Raw genomic sequence first — 18,799 nt, forward strand, 5'->3', positions numbered from 1 at the left:
TGCGAGGAACGGCAGATGCCGAGGGTGTCCCAGGAGCAGGCCAAGCTCAACCGCCAGAGGGTCGTGGAGACCGCCGCGATGCTGCTGCGCGAGCGCGGCCTGCACGGCGTCGGTGTCGCGGACATCATGAAAGCCGCCGGTCTGACGCATGGCGGTTTCTACGGGCAGTTCGAGAACAAGGACGCCCTGGCGGCGGAAGCGTTCGACTGGGCTCTGCAACAGAACGGCTACGAGGGATTGCAGGCGCTCGTCTCGATGTATCTCGACGCTCGGCATGTCGATGCACCGGGCTTCGGCTGCCCCATCGCGGCGCTCGCGAACGACGTCACCCGGGAGGATGCGGCCAGTCCCATCCGCCAACGGTTCACGCAGGGCCTTCGGGGCATGGCCGACATGGTCGGGCGCCTGCTGCCGGACGGTTCCGCGGAGCGCCGGCGCAGGCAGGCGCTCGCGTCGATCTCGACCCTCGTGGGGGCGGTGACCCTGGCGCGCGCCGTCAACGACCCGGCCTTGCGCGACGAATTGCTGGAGGCCGCGCGATCCGCCGCGCTCCCGGCCATCCTGGAAGTGCAAACTCCGCAGTAGCGCGCTCCTGCGCCGAAATGGTCGCCGGTTCGGCGCGGGAGCGCGCGTCCGGCCGGAGGCCGGGAGCCGCGCGGATTGGCCGGAAAGCGGCGGGCGTCGTCCTCAGCATTCGCCGGATCGAACGCATGCCGGGACGCTCCGACGCGCAGCATCAGGAATCCTGCGGCCCCCCGTGAACGCGGTCGCGGCGCAGGTTCGGCCACCAGCGGCGCGGCCGCAGGGGCGGATGGGCGGGCGGACCGGAGCGCGCTTGCCCGAACGGGAGGAGCCTCCGGCGACGAAGCGCGCGTTCGAGCAAGGACCCGGAGGGGTGGCCCGGCCGGATGCCCTCGGGCGCGGCGCCGGCCGCGCTGACCTGCATTGAGCGCGTCCGGTGGTTCTGAAGCAGGCCGTGGATGCGCCGCATGGCTTCGACGATCTCTTCCGCCACCGCCCTCTCGGCCTCGCACAGATCGCCCTGCTGCCATTCGGCGAGGCGAGCCTCCGCAGCAAGCAGAAGATCATTGCTCTCGGCGGCGTAGTCTTCCCGGTCATCGATATCGAGCAACGGCGTTGCTGGCATCGTCATGTCGATCTCGTCTGGATTCTAGATTTTGAATGCAGGGAGATTTATTCGAAGAGCCAGGAGAGCTTCTGTGACGTCGCTCACACGCGCGGAGCCGCGCGTGTCGCGGGTTCGAGCCGCAGCCTGCGCCGCGGGTCGATCGGTGGGGCGGGGCCACGCGGGGTATTCGATCGGGACCGGGATCCGGCGGGTCAGGAGGAGCGCAGGGTCTTCACGTCCTCGGCCGTGAGGCCCTTGCCGCCGATCCCCCAGTCGCCGCTGCGGAGTTCCTGGACGCGCACCCAGGTCACCCCGCGCATCGCCTCGCCCTCGATCTCCACGAGGGCGTCGGTCACCTTCCGGATCATGTTCTGCTTCTCGGCCGCCGAGAAGACGCCTTCGATCAGCTGGATGTCGACGAGCGGCATGGTCCTGCTCCTTGATCACGGCCCGGACCCGTTCCGGACCTCGCAGGACCCGTTCTAGCGCGGGGTGCCGGGCCGATGCTGGGAGGCGGCCTGGAGCGATCGGGGAGAGTTTGTGGAGTTGTGCTAGATTTCGCCGCTGCGTGCGCTCCTCCGTGGAGGTCCGGCGATGCTCTACCGCTTCGACGCGTTCGAACTCGACGCCGACAGGGTCGAGTTGCGCCGCAACGGTGTCCTCATCCCGATCGAGCGCCAGGTCTTCGCGCTGCTTCACGTTCTCCTGCAGAACCCGGATCGCATGGTCTCCAAGGAGGAGATCGTCGAGACGGTGTGGCGCGGCCGCTTCGTCTCCGATTCCGCGGTTTCGAGCCGCATCAAGTCGGCGCGCCGCGCGCTCGGCGACGACGGCAAGGAACAGCGCTTCATCCGCACCCTGCACGGCCAGGGCTTCCGCTTCCTCGCCGAGGTCAGGACCCTGGTGCCCCCGCGCCCGGTGGCGCCGACGGAGCGTCGACCGGAGGACGACGGCCCCCAGCCCGGCGCGCAGACCCGGCCGTCGATCGCGGTGTTCCCGTTCCGGCTCATCGGGGCGGCCGACCTGCACCCGGCCATCGGCGACGCCCTTGCCCACGACCTGATCTCCGCGCTGGCGCGCCTGCGATGGCTCTTCGTCATCGCGCGCGGCTCGACCTTCCGCTTCCGGCCCGACGATCTCGATCCGGGCCGCGCCGGGCAGATGCTGAATGTCAGCTACGCGCTCTCAGGCCTCGTCGAGACCTTCGCCAGCACGGTGACGATCACGGTCGAACTCACCGAGACGCGAACGGGCGGCATTCTCTGGGCCGATCGGCTCGCGGGCCGGATCGACGACATTCACGCGATGCGCGCGCGCATCGCCGTGCACCTGATCGCGGCTCTCGAGATCCAGATCCCCCTGAACGAGGCGTCGCTCGCGAGCGTGGCTGCGCCGAACAGCCTCGATGCGTGGTCCGCCTACCATCTCGGGCTGCGGCATCTGCATCGGTTCAACAGCCGCGATAATGCGGCGGCGGCGGCCTTCTTCGAGCGCGCCGTCGCGCTGGAGCCGGGTTTCGCGCGGGCCAGCGCCGGTCTCTCCGCGACGTTCTTCCAGAGTGCGTTCCTGCGCTACTCGCGCGACCCCGAGGCCGATGCCAGGGCCGCGCGACGCCATGCCGAGCGCAGCGTCGACCTCGACCCGCTCGACCCCTTCGCCAACGTCACGATGGGCCGGGCGTTCTGGCTGACGGGCGAAGTCGAGCACAGCTTTCCCTGGCTCGATCGATCGACGACGCTCAGTCCGAGCTACGCTCAAGGCTTCTATGCCCTGGCCTGGGCCGAGGCGATTTCCGAGCATGGCGCGGATGGGCGCGCGCATGCGGATCTGGCGATGTCGCTGAGCCCCCTCGACCCGTTCCTCTACGCGATGCTGGCGACGCGCGCGCTCACCTGCCTGATCCGGGGCGACAGCGCGGAAGCCGCCCTCTGGGCAGACCGGGCGGCGCGCTCGCCCGGCGCGCACGTGATGATCTCGCTCATCGCCGTGGTCGTCCATGCCCTGAACCAGGATCCTCAGCGCGCGAAGGTCTGGGTCGCGGACGTGCGCAGCCGCCGCAGCGACATGACACAGGCCCACTTCTTCGCCTCGTTCCCGTTCCGCGACGGGGACCTGCGCCGCCGCATGGCTGAGGCCCTGGCCGATCACGGCTTCCGCTGATCCGGGAGAGGCGGGTCTTCGAAACGCCTGCGCTCAGGTGAGGGCGGTCCCCCGCGTCTCGGTTCGGATCGCCGCGACCGCGACCGCCGCCGCCGCGAGGAGGACGGCAAAGAGCGCGATCGCGGCCTCGAAGCTGACGGCGACCACCAACCCGACCGCAGAGGGCGCGAGAAGCCCGCCGACGCGCGCGAGCGCGCCGGCAGCCCCCATTCCCGTCGCGCGCAGAGCCGTCGGGTAGAGTTCGGGCGTGAACGCGTAGAGGGCGCCCCAGGCCCCCAGCATGGCAAAGCTCATCAGGAGGGTCGCGCCGGCGATCACGGCCGGGTCGCGCGTGGCGACGTAGAGGGAGCAGCCCACGGCGCCCGCCAGCAGAAAGCCGATGAGCGTGAGGCGGCGTCCCCAGCGCTCCACGCCGTAGGCGGCGAGCGCGTAGCCGGGCAATTGGGCGAGCGCAACGAGCACGAGGAAGCCCTGCGCGCGCAGGAATCCGAGCCCCGAGGCGGCCAAGTGGGACGGGAGCCAGACGAACAGCCCGTAATAGGCCACGGAGACGAGGAGCCAGACCGAGAGGATCAGCAGGGTCGGCCGCCGCATGGCTCCGGTGAACAGGCTCGGGGCCGATGCCGGATTCTCGCGGCCCGCTTCGAGCGTCCCGGAGGCGTAGGACCGCCGGTTCACCGCGGCGATGCGGCCGAGGACGCGGTCCGCTTCGTCGATTCGGCCGGCCTTCCAGAGGAAGTAGGGCGTTTCCGGTATCCAGAACCGGAGCCCGACGCCGATGCAGGCGGGCAGCGCGGTCGCGGCGAAGATCCAGCGCCAGCCGGCCGCCCCGCCCCAGGCGGCCGCGGCCCAGCTCACCAGAGCCAGCGCGAGGGTGCCGAGCGCCCAGAAGGCTTCGAGGAACACCAGCCACCGCCCGCGCTGACGCGCGGGCAGGAACTCGGCCATCGCGGCGTAATCGACGGGCAGCGTGCCGCCGACCGCGAGGCCCGTCAGGAGGCGCAGCGCCAGCAGGCTCGCGAAGCTCGGGGCGATCGCCGAGAGCAGGCCGAAGGCGGCATCCGCCAGGACGGTGACGATCAGGACCTTTCGCCGGCCGATCCTGTCGGCGAGGCGCCCGAACCCCCAGGCGCCGATCATCATGCCGAAGAAGAACGCCGTGCCGCTCTGAACCGCCTGCGCGGTCGAGATCCCGAACTCCGCGGCGAGCGTCGGGGCCGCGAAGCCGATCGCCAGGACCTGCATGGCGTCGGCGGCCCAGACGAGACCGAAGATCGCGAGCAGCCGGCGATGGAAGCGGCCGACCCCGATCGCGGAGAGCGCAGCGTCCAGGGGCGTGACCCCACTCACCATTCGCCTCCCGCACGCATGGTCAACTTCGATCGACGACCGCCCCGGGCTCGGCCGGTCAGGTTCCGAGCGCGATGGCGGCGATCTCGCTGCCGACGCCCGGCATGAGCTGCAATTCGAGCTGCGGCTTCTCGTCGGCACGGGGAAGCGCGTGCTTGTAGTGGTAGCGCCGCATCTTGAGGCGCCCGCTGCCGATCTCCTCCTGCCTGTACTTCAGCAGGCCGCCCGCCCGGACCATGTCCTCGAAGGCCTGACGGCAATCCTTGCGGAACTGGGACCGCTGCGCATTGGTCTCGCTGCCGCCGAAGACATCGCGGGCGACGAGCGAGGCCAGCATCGTCTCGTCGACATAGGCATGGGTCGGGTTGGAATCGATGAAGGGCCAGAAGCTCTTGGCGTAATCGCTCTTGAGCGCGAACTGGACCTCGGCATTGAGCGAGACGAGATGGCGGCTCCGGAAGGCCGCCATGACGGCCTTGCCCCAGCGCACCCGGACCTTGCTGTCGAGATTGGCCCCGTCCCATTCCACGAGGTCGATGACGCCCGTGATCTGTCCCTTGCCGGGCGGCAGCCGGCCGCTCTGAAGGCGCCGCATCACCTCGTCCGGATCGCCGTCGTAGATCGTCATGATGATCTGGCGCAGATCCTCCATCACGTTCTTGGCAGTGAGCAGATTGTTGACGTGCTCGGTCTTGCCCATGGTCCGCAACAGGTCGCGCCAGGTGACGACGCTCTCCACGACGTCGATATGCGACGGGATCCCGTCCGTGGTCCCGTTGAGCGGCGCGTCGGGATTGCGCATGCGGAACGACGCGATCTTATTCCGGAGGCGGAACAGCGCGTAGATCATGTCGCGATGCTGCGACCCGAGTTCGCCGCCCTTCACCACCACCACGGAATGGCCGGGCACGTGGAAGATGCGCTCGGTCGAGCGGTCCACGAGGCCGAAGCGCCGGGGCGAGAAAGCCGAGGTCCGGGTGAGGCGGGCCGGAACCGCCGAGGGGTTCGTCCGACCTCTCCGGTTGCGCCGGGTCCGTTCGTCTCGCGCGAGGCGCTTCTTCTCGGCTTCAGACAGATCACGCTTGTCCTGCATGGGTCCCCCGGGAATGCGGCACCGGTTAAGCGGCGGGACGCGGGTGGCCGTCAAGCGAGCGGGAATCGCAGCCCCACGAACGGATACCCGTCCGGCCGGATTCAGCGGTGGAGAAGCGTTGCGCGCTTGTAGACAAGGGCGGGACTCCTCGGGAACCGCGGCCCCACGAACGGAAGCGGCAGCCCCACGAATGGGAGAACCGGCCCCACGAACCGGAATCGCGGCCCCACGAACACCCGCTAACCCGTTGATTCAACGACGCTCGCATCCGTGACTCTTAAATCGATAATTGAATCGATAAAGAATCGACATCGCTATCCACAGGGATCACCGGACAGGTCCGGTGCCGGGCGGCAGCCGAAGACTCTGCCGCCCTGGGGCAGAGACCAGGACTGACCGCCGCAACATCCTGAACATTCGGGGTTTTTGGCGGAATCAAAGCCCCACGAGCTGACGCCCGAACGGACATCATCCATCGGGCGGCCTTGTCGGACAGATCCGAATTCCTCTGCCTGGTCCGTCGCATAAGCGGGAATCCCGGCCCCACGAGAGGGCAGGGGCTCTGACCTCGCTTCGAGGCGCCCGTGAGATACGGCAGGTCGGCCGGGATCCTTCAAACCATCCACGTCACCAAGGCTTTGCGCAATCCCTCTCCCCGACGGGCCGAGGGCGGCCGGAATGCGGGCACGGGTTTGGCCGGGAATCGCAGCCCCACGAAGCACCGGCTGCCCACAACAGGCACCGTCGGGTGGACGCGCGTCGGCACCGTCCGGACGAAAGCGATGATCGCCGAAGGCCCCGGCGGCGATTCAACAGAGAGTTGTGGACAGCCGGCGCCCACGGGAACCTCGTGGTTTGGGATTGATTGCTGGACTCGCCGAGCCGAATCGGACGATGGGAGGCGGCCATCGAGGCTCTGATCCCGCGCTTGTCCGCTCGGCGAGGCCGCAACGTCGTGCCGGAATGGCAGCCCCACAACGGAGCGACATGGCACCCAGGATGACGAGGCAGGAGCCGAGAATATTCGTTGAATCAAGGGTTTGAGCGGGAGCCACAGCCCCACGAACACTGCACTCACGGCACCGGACGCCGATGCCCGCGCGAATTCGGGCAGACATCAAGCGCTTGGCCGCGCGCGATCTGCACCGATCCGCTTCACTGAGCGGGCTTCTGCCCGGCAGCGCTCAGAGACTGCGCAACGGAGAGCCCGCGCAGCCGGTCCTGCGGCGTCGGGCCGCCGCGATGCCACTTCCGGGAATAACGGCCCCACGAATCTCGGGCAGGGCCGACCCCGGTTCTGAAAACTCGTCCTAACTGAGGGATTTAGGCGGGAACAGCGGCCCCACGAACAGTCCGCCGCAGCGCGCGTCCGGAATCTCCTGGAACAATCGATGCGTATAGATAGGATGGTTCCTGCCGACGCTTCGTTCCCGTTCGAGGATTGCCATGCTGCATCGCCGCGCGTTCCTGACGACCACCTCCCTCGCCGCCGCCTCGCTCGCCGCACCCGGTCTGCTGCGCGGTGCCCGCGCGGCCGAGACCGCGCTGGTTGTCGGCGTGCCGCTCCCGATCTCGGGCGCGTTCGCGGCCAACGGCAAGTTCGCCGCGATGGGCGCGGCCCTCGCCGCCGAGGAAGCCGGGGCCGCCCTCGGCCGCAAGGTCGTCACGCGGGACATCGACACCGAGGGCAAGCCGGCTCCTGCCGCGCGCAAGGTGCAGGAGGCGATGGGCGAGGGGACGCGGCTCTTTGCCGGCGGCATCCTGTCCTCCGAGGCCCTGGTGATGGGCAAGGAGGTCGCCAAGGGCGGCGGCGTCTTCTTCACCACCGCCGGCGCCGACGAGATTACCGGCCAGGAATGCAACCGCGGCACCTTCCGCTGGAGCGTGCCGACTTACGGGGCCATCGCCCAGACCGTGCGGCCGCTGATCGAGCAGATGCCGCAGGCCAAGCGCTGGTACACGATCACGCCGCAATACGTCTTCGGCGAGGGCCTGCTCACCGCCGCCAAGGCGGTGTTCCAGGAGAAGGGCATCGAGCATGTCGGCAACAGCTATCACTCGCTGGCCGAGAAGGAGTTCAGTGGCTACCTGACCAACGCCATCGCGGCCAAGCCCGACGTGCTGCTGATCCTGAACTTCGGCTCGCAATCCTCCGACACCCTGCGCCAGGCCGTCAGCTTCGGCCTCAAGAAGCGCATGACCATCGTGCTCGCCTGGGCCTCGGGTCTCGAGCAGTTCGAGGCGCTCGGGCCCGACCTCTGCGAGGGCGTGTATTTCGGCGCGCAATACTGGCACGGCGTCGATGCGCCCCTGAACAAGGCGCTGGTGGCGAAGTTGCGCGAGACCCGCAAGATGAGCCCGAATTACTCGTTCGCCGCCTCCTATCTCCTCACCAAGCTCCTGATCGATGCCGCCACCAAGGCCGGCACCACGGAGGGGCCGGCCATGATCAAGGCGCTGGAGGGCCTGACCTATGCGGGCCTCACCGGGGAGGAGGAGATCCGCGCCGCCGACCATCAGGTCATCAAGAACTACTATCTCCTGAAGGGTAAGGCGAAGTCCGCCATGGCGGACAAGGACGATTTCGTCGACATCGTCGGCTCCGGAAAGTCGTTCCTCACGCCGGAAGCCGCCGGCTGCAAGATGACCTGAGGTCGAGCCGGGCTTGCCCTTGCATCGGGACTTTCCGTTCCTCCGGAGGCCGGCGTGACCTACCTGTTCCAGATCCTGAACGGCGTCGGCCTCGGGATGCTCTACTTCCTGTTGGCAGTCGGTCTGAGCATCATCTTCGGATTGCTGCAATTCGTGAACTTCGCGCACGGGGCGTTCTACCTGCTCGGCGCCTATCTGGCCTACGAGATGGTCGAGCGCGGCGCGAGCTTCTGGGCCGCGCTGCCGCTCGCGGCCCTGGCCGTCGGGCTGCTCGCCGGCCTGACCGAGGCGGTGCTGCTGCGGCGGATCTACAAGCAGCCGCACACGTTCCACATCCTGGTGACGGTCGGCCTCGCGCTGGTCGTGCAGGAATTCGTCATCATTGTCTGGGGGCCAATCGGCGGCAATCTCCCGGCCCCCGAGGCGCTGAGCGGCGTCGTCATCCTGGGCGACTTCGTCTATCCCGAATACCGCCTCTTCGTGATCGTGTTCACGGCCGCGCTCGCCGCGGCCCTGTGGTGGCTCCTCGAGAGCACGCGGCTCGGCGCCATCGTGCGCGCCGGCTCGGAATCCCCCGAGAACATGGCGCTGCTCGGCTACGACACCCTGCGGATCAACACGGCGGTCTTCGCCCTCGGCGCGGGCCTCGCGGGGCTCGCGGGCGCGCTGGCGGCCCCGATCCGCGGCGTCGAGCCCTTCATGGGGGTCGAGGCGCTGAGCATCGCCTTCGTGGTGGTGGTGATCGGCGGGATGGGCAGCTACGCGGGCGCGCTCGCGGCCGGGCTCGTCGTCGGCATCGCCCAGAGCCTGATGGCGACGCTCTGGCCGGAAGGCGCCCGCCTGGTGATCTATCTCGGCATGGCCGGCATCATCGTGGCGATGCCCCGCGGCCTGTTCGGACGGGCTTGAGGACGCGCCGATGATCCGCATCCTGGACCGCCCGCTGCTGCATTTCGGGCTCGCCGCCGCCACCGTCCTGGCCCTGCCGCTGCTGCTCCGATCGGGCACGCTCGCCAGCGAGATCCTGATCTACGCGCTGGCGGTCGCGGCCTGCAACCTGCTCCTCGGCTATACCGGGTTGCTCTCCTTCGGCCAGGGCATCTTCTTCGGCCTCGGCAGCTACGTCGCCGGGCTCCTCCTCCTGCGCACGCCCCTGCCGGTCCCCGCCATGCTGATCGTGGCGCTCCTGGCCGGCGCCGCCACGGCCGCGGCGGTGGGCTGGCTCTCGATCCGGCGCCAGGGCGTCTACTTCGTGATGCTGACGCTCGCCTTCTCGCAGATGTTCTACTTCCTGGCCTATACCTTCAGCGGCCTCACCGGTGGCGATAACGGCCTCCTCGACGTGCCGCGCCCGGCGCTCGCGGGCGTGCCCCTCTCCGATCCCTGGTCCTATTACGCCTACGTCGCGGTGCTCTTCCTCGGCCTCTTCGCCGCGCTCCAGCGCGTGGCGCTCTCGACCTTCGGCCGCACCCTCCTGGCGATCCGGGACAACGAGGCGCGGGCGCGGGCGATCGGCTTCCCGGTGCGGGCCTTCAAGGTCGCGGCCTTCGCGATCTCGGGGGCGGTGACGGCGGTGGCGGGCGCGCTCCACGCCATGCTGATCGGCGTCGCCCCGCTGTCGAACATCGAGTACCACACCAGCGAGACCCTCCTGATCATGACGATCATCGGCGGCAGCGCGAACCTGTTCGCCTCCGTGCTCGGCGCCGCCGCCTACCTGGTCGCGGGGGATCTCCTCTCGGCGATCTGGCCGCGCTGGCTGCTCCTGCTCGGCCTGATCCTGATCGTCATCGCGCTGTTTCTGCAGCGCGGCCTCTGGGGCCTGATCGAGCGCGCCACCGCCCTCGTCTCCCGCAGGCCCGTATCCGAGGATTCCGCGCCCGACCGCCCGGCGCTGCCCGCCGAGGAGCCGCAGCCATGAGCGCGCCGGCCAGTACCTCACGGGCGCCCCACGCCGATCCCCTCCTGGCCACCGAGGCGCTCGGGGTCCGCTACGGCAGCTTCGTCGCTCTGAAGGACGTGACCCTGCGGGTGCGCGCAAACAGCGTCCACGCCATCATCGGGCCGAACGGCGCCGGAAAGACCACCCTGTTCCACGCGCTGACCGGGCGCGTCCGCGCCGCCACGGGGCGGATCACCCTCGCGGGCCGGGACATCACGCGGGTGCCCGACGACGACCGGGTGCGCCTCGGCCTCGCGCGCTCCTTCCAGGTCACGAGCCTGTTCGCGACGCTGAGCGTGCGCGAGAACCTGCGCCTCGCCGCGCAGGGGCGCACGCCCTGGCAGGCCCTGGCCCCCTGGCGCGGCGTCACAGGCGGCACCACCGCGCTCGCCACCGCCGAGGAGATGCTGGAGCGCCTCGACCTGACCCGGGTCGCCCTGCGTCCGGCGGGCGAGATGTCGCACGGTCAGCAGCGCCGGCTCGAAGTCGGCATGGCGATGGCGGCCCGGCCCCGGGTCATCCTGCTCGACGAGCCGACCTCCGGCATGGGCACCGACGATATCGGGACGATGACGGCCCTGATCCGGGATCTCGGCCGGGATCACACGGTGCTGTTCATCGAGCACAACATGGGCATCGTCATGAACATCAGCGACACCGTCACGGTGATGCGCGCCGGCGAGGTCCTGGTGGAGGGCGAACCATCCGCGGTGCGCGACGACCCGGAAGTCCGCCGCGCCTATCTCGGCAACATGATCACGGGTGACCTCCGATGAGCGGCGGCGCGGCGGCCCTGCAGGTCGAGGACGTCCACGGCTATTACGGCAAGAGCCACATCCTTCAGGGCGTCAGCCTCGCGGTGCATCCGGGCGAGATCGTCTGTTTGCTCGGGCGCAACGGCGCCGGCAAGACCTCGACCCTGCGCAGCATCAGCGGCCTCCTGCCGCCGCGCGGCGGCCGGGTGGCGTTCCGCGGCCGGGACCTCGCCGGCTGGGCCCCCCACCGCATCGCCCGGGCGGGCCTCTGCCTGGTGCCGGAGGACAGAGGCATCTTCAGCCTGCTCACCGTGGAGGAGAACCTGCGCATCGCCGCGCGCAAGGGCTCGCCCTGGTCGCTCGCGGACATCTACCGGATCTTTCCGCGCCTGGAGGAGCGTCGCCGCAACGGCGGCGCGCAGCTGTCGGGCGGCGAGCAGCAGATGCTGGCGATCGCCCGCGCGCTCCTCAACGGCCCGAAGCTCCTGATGCTCGACGAGCCGGTCGAGGGCCTGGCGCCGGTGATCGTCGAGGAGATCGTGGCGCAGATCCGCCTCATCCGCGAGGCCGGCGTCCCGATTCTCCTGGTCGAGCAGAATCTCGCCGTCTGCCTCGCCTTGGCGGACCGGCACTACATCCTCGAACTCGGCCGCGTCGCCTACCACGCCAGCGCGGCGGATTTCGCCCGCGACGAGGCGGCGCGGGACCGCTTCCTCGGCGTCAAGGCCCATTGAACGGCCCCGCCCGCCCGAACGCCCCTGGCATCCGGAGTGCCGCCATGCACATCGTCACCGCCCGCCTCAATCACGAGACGAACACCTTCTCGCCCCTGGCGACGCCGCTCGCGGCCTTCGCGCCGGTCTGGGGCGAGGCGGCGCGGGCGGCCGGGACGGGCAGCGCCACGGCGCTCGGCGCCTTCCTGGATTTCGCGGCCGCGCGCGGGGCCAGCGTCGCGGTTCCGGTGACGGCGCATGCCAATCCGAGCGGGCCGGTCTCGGACGCGGCCTTCGAGGCGCTGGCCGGGGCGATCCTGGCGGCGGTCGCGCAGCGCTGCGACGCCATCCTGCTCGATCTCCACGGCGCGATGGTGACGCAGAGCCACGATGACGGGGAGGGCGAATTGCTCGCGCGCATCCGGGCGATCGCCCCCGAGGTGCCCCTCGGGGTCGCCCTCGACCTCCACGCCAATGTCACGCCCCGGATGGTCGCGCTATCCGACGTCATCGTGGGCTTCCGGACCTATCCGCACGTGGACATGGCCGAGACCGGGGCCCGGGTCGCCGGCATCGTCGGCCGCATGCTCGACCAGGGTCTGAGGCCGCATCAGGCCTGGTGCCACCCGCCCCAGCTCGCCCACACCCTGCGCATGGATACCCGCGTGCCCGGGATCATGGCCGATCTCGTGGCCGCCACGCGCGCGGCGGAGGCACGGCCGGGCATCCTCGCCGCGACCCTGTTCGGCGGCTTCGGCCTCGCCGACCTCGCCGAGACGGGCGCCTCCATCGTGGTGGCGGCCGAGAGCCTGGAGGCGGCGGAGGCGGCGGCCTCCGGGCTCGGTGCCCAGCTCTGGCAGCGACGCGCGGAATTCGTCTACGACGAGGCCCCGCTGGCAGCCTCGATCGCGGCGGCGCGAAGGGCCGTCGACGCCCCGGGCACCGGCCCGGTCCTGCTCCTCGACCACGGCGACAATTGCATGTCCGGGGGCACCTGCGACGTGATGGATGTCCTCGCGGCCTGCCTTGAGGCCGGGCTCACGGGCATCGTCGCCGGCCCGATCTGCGATCCTGCGGCGGTCGCAGCGCTTTTCGAGGCCGGCCTCGGCGCCCGGCTGAGGCTGGGGGTCGGCAACCGGGTCGGCCTGCCCGGCTTCCCGCGCCAGGAGCCGCTCGCACTCGCCGGCACGGTCGCGGCCCTGGGCGACGGTGCCTACGTCATCACCGGCCCGACCTATACCGGGCAGCGTTGCAGCATGGGACGGGCCGCCGTGCTCGACACCGGAGGGGCCCGCATCCTGGTGACGGAGCAGCCACACGAGCCCTGGGACCTCGCGGTCTTCACGAGTTCCGGGATCGACCCGCGCGAGGCAGGCATCCTCATCCTGAAATCCCGGATGTATTGCCGCCCGGTCTTCGAACCGATCGCCCGCGCGGTGATCGAGTGCGCCAGCGCGGGCGTAACGAGCTCGGATTACCGGCTGTTTCCGTTCTCCAAGCTTGCCCGGCCGATCTATCCCCTCGATCCCGACGCGGCCTGGGCCCCGCGATGAGGCCGGACGACGCGCCGAGCCTCCCGCCGCCGCTGCGGCGGGTCAAGCTCTCGGATCAGATCGCCGAGGATTTGTGCCGGCGCATCGCCCGCGACAGGATGGCGCCCGGCCAGCGCCTCCCGAACGAGCGCGCCCTGATGCGCCATTACGGCTGCGCCAAGGGCACGATCCGCGAGGCCCTGAAATCCCTGGAGGTGCAGGGGCTCGTCACGATGCAATCCGGCCCGAACGGGGGCGCGGAGATCCGTCCGATCTCCATCGACGCCGCGGCGCAGCAGCTTCGCCGCTTCCTGCATTTCCGCGAGCTCGATTTCGCCCAGGTCTATGCCGTGCGCCGCGGCCTCGAAGTCGCCCTCGGGACGAGCGTCGTGGGCCGGCTGAGCGAAGCCGACCTGCAGCGGCTCGACGCGAACATCGCGGCCTGCGACGCGGCGGCCGCGCTCGGTCAGCGCTCGGCCGGACGGGCCCTCGAACTCGCGTTCCACGACCTGCTCTGCGATGCCAGCGACAATGCCCTCCTGGCCTTCATGTGCCGCTTCCTCAACAGCCTGCTGCGCGATCTCGTCGAGTTCCACGGCGGCAGCCTGACGGAGCACGAGGCGTTCGGCGCGCACAATCTCGACAGCCATCGCCAGCTCGTCGCGGCCTTCCGGGCCGAGGATGCCGACGCCGTTGGCCGGGTGATGCACGCTCATATGTGCTGCGCCGAACACTACATGCGACGGCTCGACGCCGCGTTCCGCAAGGACCTCCTGAGTTCCGGAACGGCCTGACCGACCCTGCCCCGAAGCGCCGGCTCTGCGGGCCGGCGTCGGCCCGTCGCATCCCCTCGCGAAAGGGGATGCACGCGCCCACATCTCCGACACGCCGTCCCGTTCTCCGGAAATCCCCTTGCTGAAGTTCCTGCTCGCCGCGTTCGTGCTGGTGTTCATCGCGCCGGTCGCGCTCTCCGCCGTGCTCTATCTCAGCCAGAACAGGGGCGATTGGCGCTCGGCCGACCGGTCGAGCACGGGCTTGCTGCCGCCCGCGTCGGGGCAGGCGGACGCCGTCGTGCGCATCTTCTCGGCCCGGACCGTGAGTTGGCGCGGCATCGTGGCGACCCATAGCTGGATCGTCATCAAGGAACCGGGCGCGCGCGCCTACCAGCGGTTCGACTACACGGCCTGGGGCCAGCCGATCTGGGTCGACCGCTTCGTCCCGGACGGGCGCTGGTTCGGGAGCCGGCCCGACATCGTCTTCGCGGCCGACGGGGCGGCGGCCGAGCGCATGATCCCCCGCATCCGCGACACCATCCGGGGCTATCGCTACGCCAATCCGGGCGATTACGCGGCTTGGCCCGGCCCGAACTCGAACACCTTCGTGGCGGCCGTGATGAGCGCGGTCCCGGAGATGCGGGCGAGCCTGCCGGCCACCGCCATCGGCAAGGACTTCCCCTATGACGGGCGCTGGGCGGGGCTCACGCCCTCGCGGACCGGGTTTCGGCTCAATCTCGGCGGCTATCTCGGCCTCACGCTCGGCTGGGTCGAGGGGCTCGAGGTGAATATTCTGGGTGCAGTGGCGGGCCTCGATTTCCGCCGCCCGGCCGTGAAGCTTCCCGCGCTCGGCCGCTTCGGCGTATAGGCGCCGGGCGAGGCCGAGGCTTTCGGCGCGAGAAGGAACGACCGCGATGACGCGAGCCGATGCGACCACGGTCGCGGTGATGGGCGCGGGCTCGGTGGGCTGCTACTTCGGCGCGCTCCTGGCGCGGGCCGGAACACCCGTGACCCTGATCGGCCGGCCCCACCACGTCGAGGCCGTGAATGTGCGCGGTCTCCTGTTGGAGGTGGCCGGCACACCGGAATACATCCCCGTGCGGGCAACGAGCGCGGCGAGCGGCGTCGCGGGCGCCGATATCGTGCTGGTCTGCGTGAAGTCCGGCGACACGGAGGCGACCGGGCGCGCCATGGCCCCCCATCTGAAACCCGGCGCGACGATCCTCAGCCTGCAGAACGGCGTCGACAACGCGGAGCGCCTCGCGGCCGTGCTCGGGCAAGCGGTGCTCCCGGTCGCCGTCTACGTCGCCACCGAGATGACGGGGCCGGGCGCGGTCAAGCATCATGGCCGCGGCGAACTCGTCATCGGCGCCGCTCCACAGAGCGCCGGACTCGCCGACCTGTTCCGGGCGGCCGGCATTCCCACGACGGTCTCGGACGATGCCCGGGCGGCGCTCTGGGGCAAGCTCATCGTGAATTGCGCCTACAACGCGCTCTCGGCCCTGACGCAATGGCCCTATGGCCGCCTGATCCGCGGCGAGGGGGTCGTGGAGGTGATGACGCAGGTGGTGAGCGAGTGCGGCGCGGTCGCGCATGCCTCGGGCGTTCCGCTTCCGGACGACATCCTGGACAGCGTCCTCGGGCTCGCCGCAACCATGCCGGAGCAATGCTCCTCGACCGCGCAGGACGTCGCCCGGGGCAAGCCGAGCGAGATCGATCACCTCAACGGCTTCATCGTCCGGAAGGGCCTCGAACTCGGCATCCCGACCCCGACGAACCGCGTGCTGCACACGCTCGTCAAGCTCGCGGAAGCGAAGGCCGCGGCGATCCCGCATGCGTGAGGCGGGGTTCAGGCCGGGCTTGTCCGACCGCCTCCTCGGCCGTGCGTCTTCGGCCGTGCGTCCATCGGACGTATCCGTCACCACGACCGCGAGACTTTTGCGTCGAGGCAAGGCAAGTTCGGCCCGCGCGATCCATGACGTCGGCGGTCGGGCGCCGACTCGTGCCTTGGCGGCGCGCCTCATCCTTACCGATCACGCCGTATCGCTTCGGGGCAGCGCGGCGTTGCGAGGCTTTTATTCAAGATTAACCAAGATGCCTCTGAATAGGAGGTGCTTAAGGTTGATTCTTCCCTAAACGGCGATTCCAGCTTCGACGGCATTCGGGCGGCCCCTCATCGGGCGTCGCGCGACCGCCGACGGGCGCCCGTGCGGGAACGCGTATCCGAGTACCGCCCGCATGTCCCACGTCGCGTCCTCGCCCGTTTCCCGCAGCCGCGGCGCGCGCCGCCGGCGCTCCCGGAGCGGCCCGCTCCTGACCATCACCGCCGCCGCCGTCGGGCTCTGCGCCTGGGCGATCCTGCTGCCGCCCAGCCCCGGGCGCCCGGTCGCGTCGGTCACGGCCGCGCCGCCATCGGCGCCGGTCAAGCAGGCGTCCGCGCCGAGCCCGGTCCCGGCGGTCGGCTGGATGCTGGATCCGACGCCGGCACTCGGCTCGCAGGCCACCACCTTCCGTCGCGCGACCGCGGTCCAGGCGGCGCTCCGGCCGGCGGAGGCCGGGCCGGCATCCGGCGACGCACGCGCGGCCGAGCCGGTGCAGGCCCTGGCGGCGGCGCCCCCGGCGCCCGCGCGTCTGGTGCAGACGATCCCGGTGCCGATTCCGCGCCCGGCCGAGTTCCGGCGCGCGCCCGTCCCGGAGACGCCCCGCCTCGCGAGCCGGCCGGTCTCCCCCTCGACGCAGAGCGTGTTCCGGGCGGCGGCGGTTGATAACCGCTCCTTCGTCGAGAAACTCTTCGGCGTCGAGCCGTCATCGACCGGACCGGCCCTGGCCTATGCGGGAACCAGCCCCGACCTTGTCGACCCGGTGCCGCGCCGCCGCCTCAGCCCGAGCCCGGTTCCGCCGGTCGCCGCGAACACCGCCGTCTACGACATCAGCGCCCGCAAGGTGTACCTGCCGAACGGCGAGGAACTCGAGGCGCATTCCGGCCTCGGCAGCAGCATGGACGACCCGCGCTACGTCCACCTGCGCATGCGCGGGGCAACGCCGCCCGGCACCTACGATCTGCGCGAGCGCGAGGCCCTGTTCCACGGCGTCCGGGCGATCCGCCTGAACCCCGTCGGAGGCCCTGCCGCCGTGCATGGCCGCAACGGCCTCCTGGCCCATACCTACATGCTCGGAGCGAGCGGCGCCTCGAATGGCTGCGTCTCGTTCCGGAACTACGACCGGTTCCTGCAGGCCTATCTGCGCGGCGAGGTGCAGCGCCTCGTCGTGGTCGCGGGTCGCGGGCAGGATGGCCCGCCGGCGACCGGCACCCGGCTGTTCGGCCTCCTGGGGCGCTGACGCGCACCGAGGGGCCGCGTCAGGTCGACGGCCTATTGGCCGTCGATGCGGCTCCCGATCAGCGCGATGGCGCGCTGATAGACCGACGCCGCGTTCCAACCCTGGATCGCCGCGAAATTGGGCTCGCCCGGCTGGTAGCCGGCGCCGGCCCGCCAGCCATGCGCCTTGAGGAAGTTGGCGGTCGCGTTGAGGGCGTTCGGCGCGCTGTCGAGGCTTCCGCCCGTGCCGTAGTTCAGGATGCTCTTGGGCAGGAACTGGGTATGGCCGACCTCGCCATGCGCGGCCCCGCGGGTGCTCGCGTTGAGGACGCCGCGATCGACCAGGGTCAGGGCGGCGTAGAGCTGGTCGGTGAAGAAGGCGGAGCGCCGGCAATCATACGCCAGGGTCGCGACGGCCGACAGGGTGTTGACGTTGCCGCGCACGGCCCCGAATCCCGTCTCCATGCCCCAGATCGCCAGGAGCGGTCCCGGCGGAACGCCGTAGCGCTGCTCGATCGAGGCGAACAGGGCCGCGTTGGATTGCTTCATCGCGCGCCCGCGCGACACGATCGCGGGGCCTCCGCGCTTGGCCATGAACTGGTCGAGGGACAGGCGGAAGCTCTTCTGGCCGCGATCGGCCGCGATCGTCGCCGTCGAGTAGGACGTGCCCATCAGGGCAGCGAGGCTCGACGCGCTCGCCCGCCCCCTGGCCTCGTCGGCGAATTCCTTCTTCCAGGCCTCGAAGCCAGCGGCGCTGTTGCCGCATTGCGCCGCCTCCGCCCGGCCGGCCATCAGGGCAAGCGCCGCGACGCCCGCCGCGATCCAGGGCTTGTGATTCCCGTTCATGGTCATGCGAAACTCCATCCGGGCGGCGGATACAGGACCTGCCGCTCTCCTTCAACAACCTTAGCCGCTCCGATGAACATCGCGACAGGCCTGCTGGTTGCAGAGATCGAGCGCCACTGGACATGATGGCCGACACGGTCAAGGCGGTCTTGCGCGGTTTGATCGAAGGCGTCGGGGTTGCTGGCAGCTGGCGAAACGCGTCCGCCGGACCCTCGGCGCGAACGCGGATACGCCTACTCGGACCTGTCGAAATCGAGCGACAGGCGGGCCCGGTAGAGGATGGCCCCGTCCTCGCCCCGCACGGCCGCCACGCAATGCTGGTGATCGACGCCGTGCTCGAAATTCTGTGCGATGGCCGACATGATGCCGACGACGCGCTCCTGCGTGGCCTCGATGCCCGGGACCTCGAATCCCTCCTTGTCCCGGATGTGCTGGGAGCCGTCATGCAGGTCGATGAAGTAGCGGGGCATCGTCGTCCGGTGGAGAGGCAGGGTGCTGGCAGAGTGACCGGCTGGGCGGGCGAGCAAGGCTCCCCCT

Annotated in this window: 18 protein-coding genes; 12 read left to right on the forward strand and 6 right to left on the reverse strand. The window is 70.2% G+C overall.

The annotated features are described in order from the left end of the window. The first annotated feature begins 15 nt into the window (after nt 1–15). Nucleotides 16–585, forward strand: coding sequence for a TetR/AcrR family transcriptional regulator (locus F6X53_RS13945; protein ID WP_151000763.1), 570 nt, complete (start codon nt 16–18; stop codon nt 583–585). Nucleotides 586–736: 151 nt separating this feature from the next. Here the strand turns inward: F6X53_RS13945 and F6X53_RS13950 are convergent, their stop codons facing one another. Both F6X53_RS13950 and F6X53_RS13955 read right to left on the reverse strand, forming a co-directional pair. Next, nucleotides 737–1,153 carry a hypothetical protein gene (locus F6X53_RS13950; protein ID WP_151000765.1) on the reverse strand — a complete coding sequence of 139 codons (417 nt, stop codon included), beginning with the start codon at nt 1,151–1,153 and terminating at the stop codon, nt 737–739. 188 nt (nt 1,154–1,341) lie between these two features. Further along, complete coding sequence (locus F6X53_RS13955; RefSeq protein ID WP_151000767.1) at nt 1,342–1,557, reverse strand: tautomerase family protein; 216 nt, start codon at nt 1,555–1,557, stop codon at nt 1,342–1,344. 166 nt (nt 1,558–1,723) lie between these two features. On the opposite strand from F6X53_RS13955, the gene F6X53_RS13960 reads away from it, so the two are divergent. Then, the gene (locus tag F6X53_RS13960; protein ID WP_151000769.1) at nt 1,724–3,289 is read left to right on the forward strand and encodes a winged helix-turn-helix domain-containing protein; all 1,566 of its coding nucleotides are present in this window, start codon (nt 1,724–1,726) and stop codon (nt 3,287–3,289) included. A 33-nt stretch (nt 3,290–3,322) separates the two neighbouring features. Here F6X53_RS13960 and F6X53_RS13965 read toward each other — a convergent pair whose 3' ends face one another. Then, nucleotides 3,323–4,639, reverse strand: a complete 1,317-nt coding sequence (locus tag F6X53_RS13965) for an MFS transporter (protein ID WP_151000928.1) — start codon at nt 4,637–4,639, stop codon at nt 3,323–3,325. A 58-nt stretch (nt 4,640–4,697) separates the two neighbouring features. Continuing rightward, nucleotides 4,698–5,732, reverse strand: coding sequence for a hypothetical protein (locus F6X53_RS13970; RefSeq protein WP_151000771.1), 1,035 nt, complete (start codon nt 5,730–5,732; stop codon nt 4,698–4,700). Between the two features lie 1,446 nt (nt 5,733–7,178). Between F6X53_RS13970 and F6X53_RS13975 the strand changes: the two genes are divergently transcribed. The 10 genes from F6X53_RS13975 (at nt 7,179) to F6X53_RS14020 (ending at nt 17,438) form a co-directional block, all read left to right on the forward strand. Next, nucleotides 7,179–8,384, forward strand: a complete 1,206-nt coding sequence (locus tag F6X53_RS13975; RefSeq protein WP_151000773.1) for an ABC transporter substrate-binding protein — start codon at nt 7,179–7,181, stop codon at nt 8,382–8,384. Between the two features lie 54 nt (nt 8,385–8,438). Continuing rightward, a complete protein-coding gene (locus tag F6X53_RS13980; RefSeq protein ID WP_151000775.1) occupies nt 8,439–9,293 on the forward strand; it encodes a branched-chain amino acid ABC transporter permease in 855 nt (284 codons plus the stop codon). Nucleotides 9,294–9,303: 10 nt separating this feature from the next. Further along, entirely contained in the window at nt 9,304–10,305 is a 1,002-nt protein-coding gene (locus F6X53_RS13985) for a branched-chain amino acid ABC transporter permease (protein ID WP_151000777.1), read from the forward strand. Beyond that, nucleotides 10,302–11,102 (forward strand): ABC transporter ATP-binding protein, encoded by an 801-nt coding sequence (locus F6X53_RS13990; protein WP_151000779.1) that lies wholly within the window; start codon nt 10,302–10,304, stop codon nt 11,100–11,102. The genes F6X53_RS13985 and F6X53_RS13990 overlap by 4 nt, the downstream gene beginning before the upstream one ends. Then, nucleotides 11,099–11,815, forward strand: a complete 717-nt coding sequence (locus F6X53_RS13995) for an ABC transporter ATP-binding protein (RefSeq protein WP_151000781.1) — start codon at nt 11,099–11,101, stop codon at nt 11,813–11,815. The genes F6X53_RS13990 and F6X53_RS13995 overlap by 4 nt, the downstream gene beginning before the upstream one ends. A 44-nt stretch (nt 11,816–11,859) precedes the next feature. Further along, nucleotides 11,860–13,347, forward strand: a complete 1,488-nt coding sequence (locus tag F6X53_RS14000; protein WP_151000783.1) for a M81 family metallopeptidase — start codon at nt 11,860–11,862, stop codon at nt 13,345–13,347. Then, nucleotides 13,344–14,120, forward strand: coding sequence for a FadR/GntR family transcriptional regulator (locus F6X53_RS14005; RefSeq protein WP_151000784.1), 777 nt, complete (start codon nt 13,344–13,346; stop codon nt 14,118–14,120). The genes F6X53_RS14000 and F6X53_RS14005 overlap by 4 nt, the downstream gene beginning before the upstream one ends. Nucleotides 14,121–14,232: 112 nt before the next feature. Further along, the gene (locus F6X53_RS14010; RefSeq protein ID WP_151000786.1) at nt 14,233–14,967 is read left to right on the forward strand and encodes a DUF3750 domain-containing protein; all 735 of its coding nucleotides are present in this window, start codon (nt 14,233–14,235) and stop codon (nt 14,965–14,967) included. 46 nt (nt 14,968–15,013) lie between these two features. Further along, on the forward strand, nt 15,014–15,940 hold the full coding sequence (locus F6X53_RS14015) for a ketopantoate reductase family protein (protein ID WP_151000787.1): 927 nt from the start codon (nt 15,014–15,016) through the stop codon (nt 15,938–15,940). 397 nt (nt 15,941–16,337) lie between these two features. Next, on the forward strand, nt 16,338–17,438 hold the full coding sequence (locus tag F6X53_RS14020) for a DUF2778 domain-containing protein (protein ID WP_151000789.1): 1,101 nt from the start codon (nt 16,338–16,340) through the stop codon (nt 17,436–17,438). Between the two features lie 32 nt (nt 17,439–17,470). Here the strand turns inward: F6X53_RS14020 and F6X53_RS14025 are convergent, their stop codons facing one another. After that, on the reverse strand, nt 17,471–18,262 hold the full coding sequence (locus F6X53_RS14025) for a lytic murein transglycosylase (RefSeq protein ID WP_425324691.1): 792 nt from the start codon (nt 18,260–18,262) through the stop codon (nt 17,471–17,473). Between the two features lie 233 nt (nt 18,263–18,495). After that, complete coding sequence (locus tag F6X53_RS14030; RefSeq protein WP_151000793.1) at nt 18,496–18,732, reverse strand: DUF6894 family protein; 237 nt, start codon at nt 18,730–18,732, stop codon at nt 18,496–18,498. Nucleotides 18,733–18,799: the final 67 nt, after the last annotated feature.

Origin of the sequence: Methylobacterium soli (assembly GCF_008806385.1) — a bacterium.
Lineage (GTDB): Bacteria > Pseudomonadota > Alphaproteobacteria > Rhizobiales > Beijerinckiaceae > Methylobacterium > Methylobacterium soli.

Coding starts and splice junctions, on each gene's coding strand:
- F6X53_RS14005 (WP_151000784.1), top strand. CDS start 13,344: ATGAGGCCGGACGACGCGCCGAGCCTCCCGCCGCCGCTGCGGCGGGTC.
- F6X53_RS14015 (WP_151000787.1), top strand. CDS start 15,014: ATGACGCGAGCCGATGCGACCACGGTCGCGGTGATGGGCGCGGGCTCG.
- F6X53_RS13985 (WP_151000777.1), top strand. CDS start 9,304: ATGATCCGCATCCTGGACCGCCCGCTGCTGCATTTCGGGCTCGCCGCC.
- F6X53_RS13960 (WP_151000769.1), top strand. CDS start 1,724: ATGCTCTACCGCTTCGACGCGTTCGAACTCGACGCCGACAGGGTCGAG.
- F6X53_RS14030 (WP_151000793.1), bottom strand. CDS start 18,732: ATGCCCCGCTACTTCATCGACCTGCATGACGGCTCCCAGCACATCCGG.
- F6X53_RS13955 (WP_151000767.1), bottom strand. CDS start 1,557: ATGCCGCTCGTCGACATCCAGCTGATCGAAGGCGTCTTCTCGGCGGCC.
- F6X53_RS13970 (WP_151000771.1), bottom strand. CDS start 5,732: ATGCAGGACAAGCGTGATCTGTCTGAAGCCGAGAAGAAGCGCCTCGCG.
- F6X53_RS13950 (WP_151000765.1), bottom strand. CDS start 1,153: ATGACGATGCCAGCAACGCCGTTGCTCGATATCGATGACCGGGAAGAC.
- F6X53_RS13995 (WP_151000781.1), top strand. CDS start 11,099: ATGAGCGGCGGCGCGGCGGCCCTGCAGGTCGAGGACGTCCACGGCTAT.
- F6X53_RS14000 (WP_151000783.1), top strand. CDS start 11,860: ATGCACATCGTCACCGCCCGCCTCAATCACGAGACGAACACCTTCTCG.
- F6X53_RS13945 (WP_151000763.1), top strand. CDS start 16: ATGCCGAGGGTGTCCCAGGAGCAGGCCAAGCTCAACCGCCAGAGGGTC.
- F6X53_RS14020 (WP_151000789.1), top strand. CDS start 16,338: ATGTCCCACGTCGCGTCCTCGCCCGTTTCCCGCAGCCGCGGCGCGCGC.
- F6X53_RS13975 (WP_151000773.1), top strand. CDS start 7,179: ATGCTGCATCGCCGCGCGTTCCTGACGACCACCTCCCTCGCCGCCGCC.
- F6X53_RS14025 (WP_425324691.1), bottom strand. CDS start 18,262: ATGAACGGGAATCACAAGCCCTGGATCGCGGCGGGCGTCGCGGCGCTT.
- F6X53_RS13990 (WP_151000779.1), top strand. CDS start 10,302: ATGAGCGCGCCGGCCAGTACCTCACGGGCGCCCCACGCCGATCCCCTC.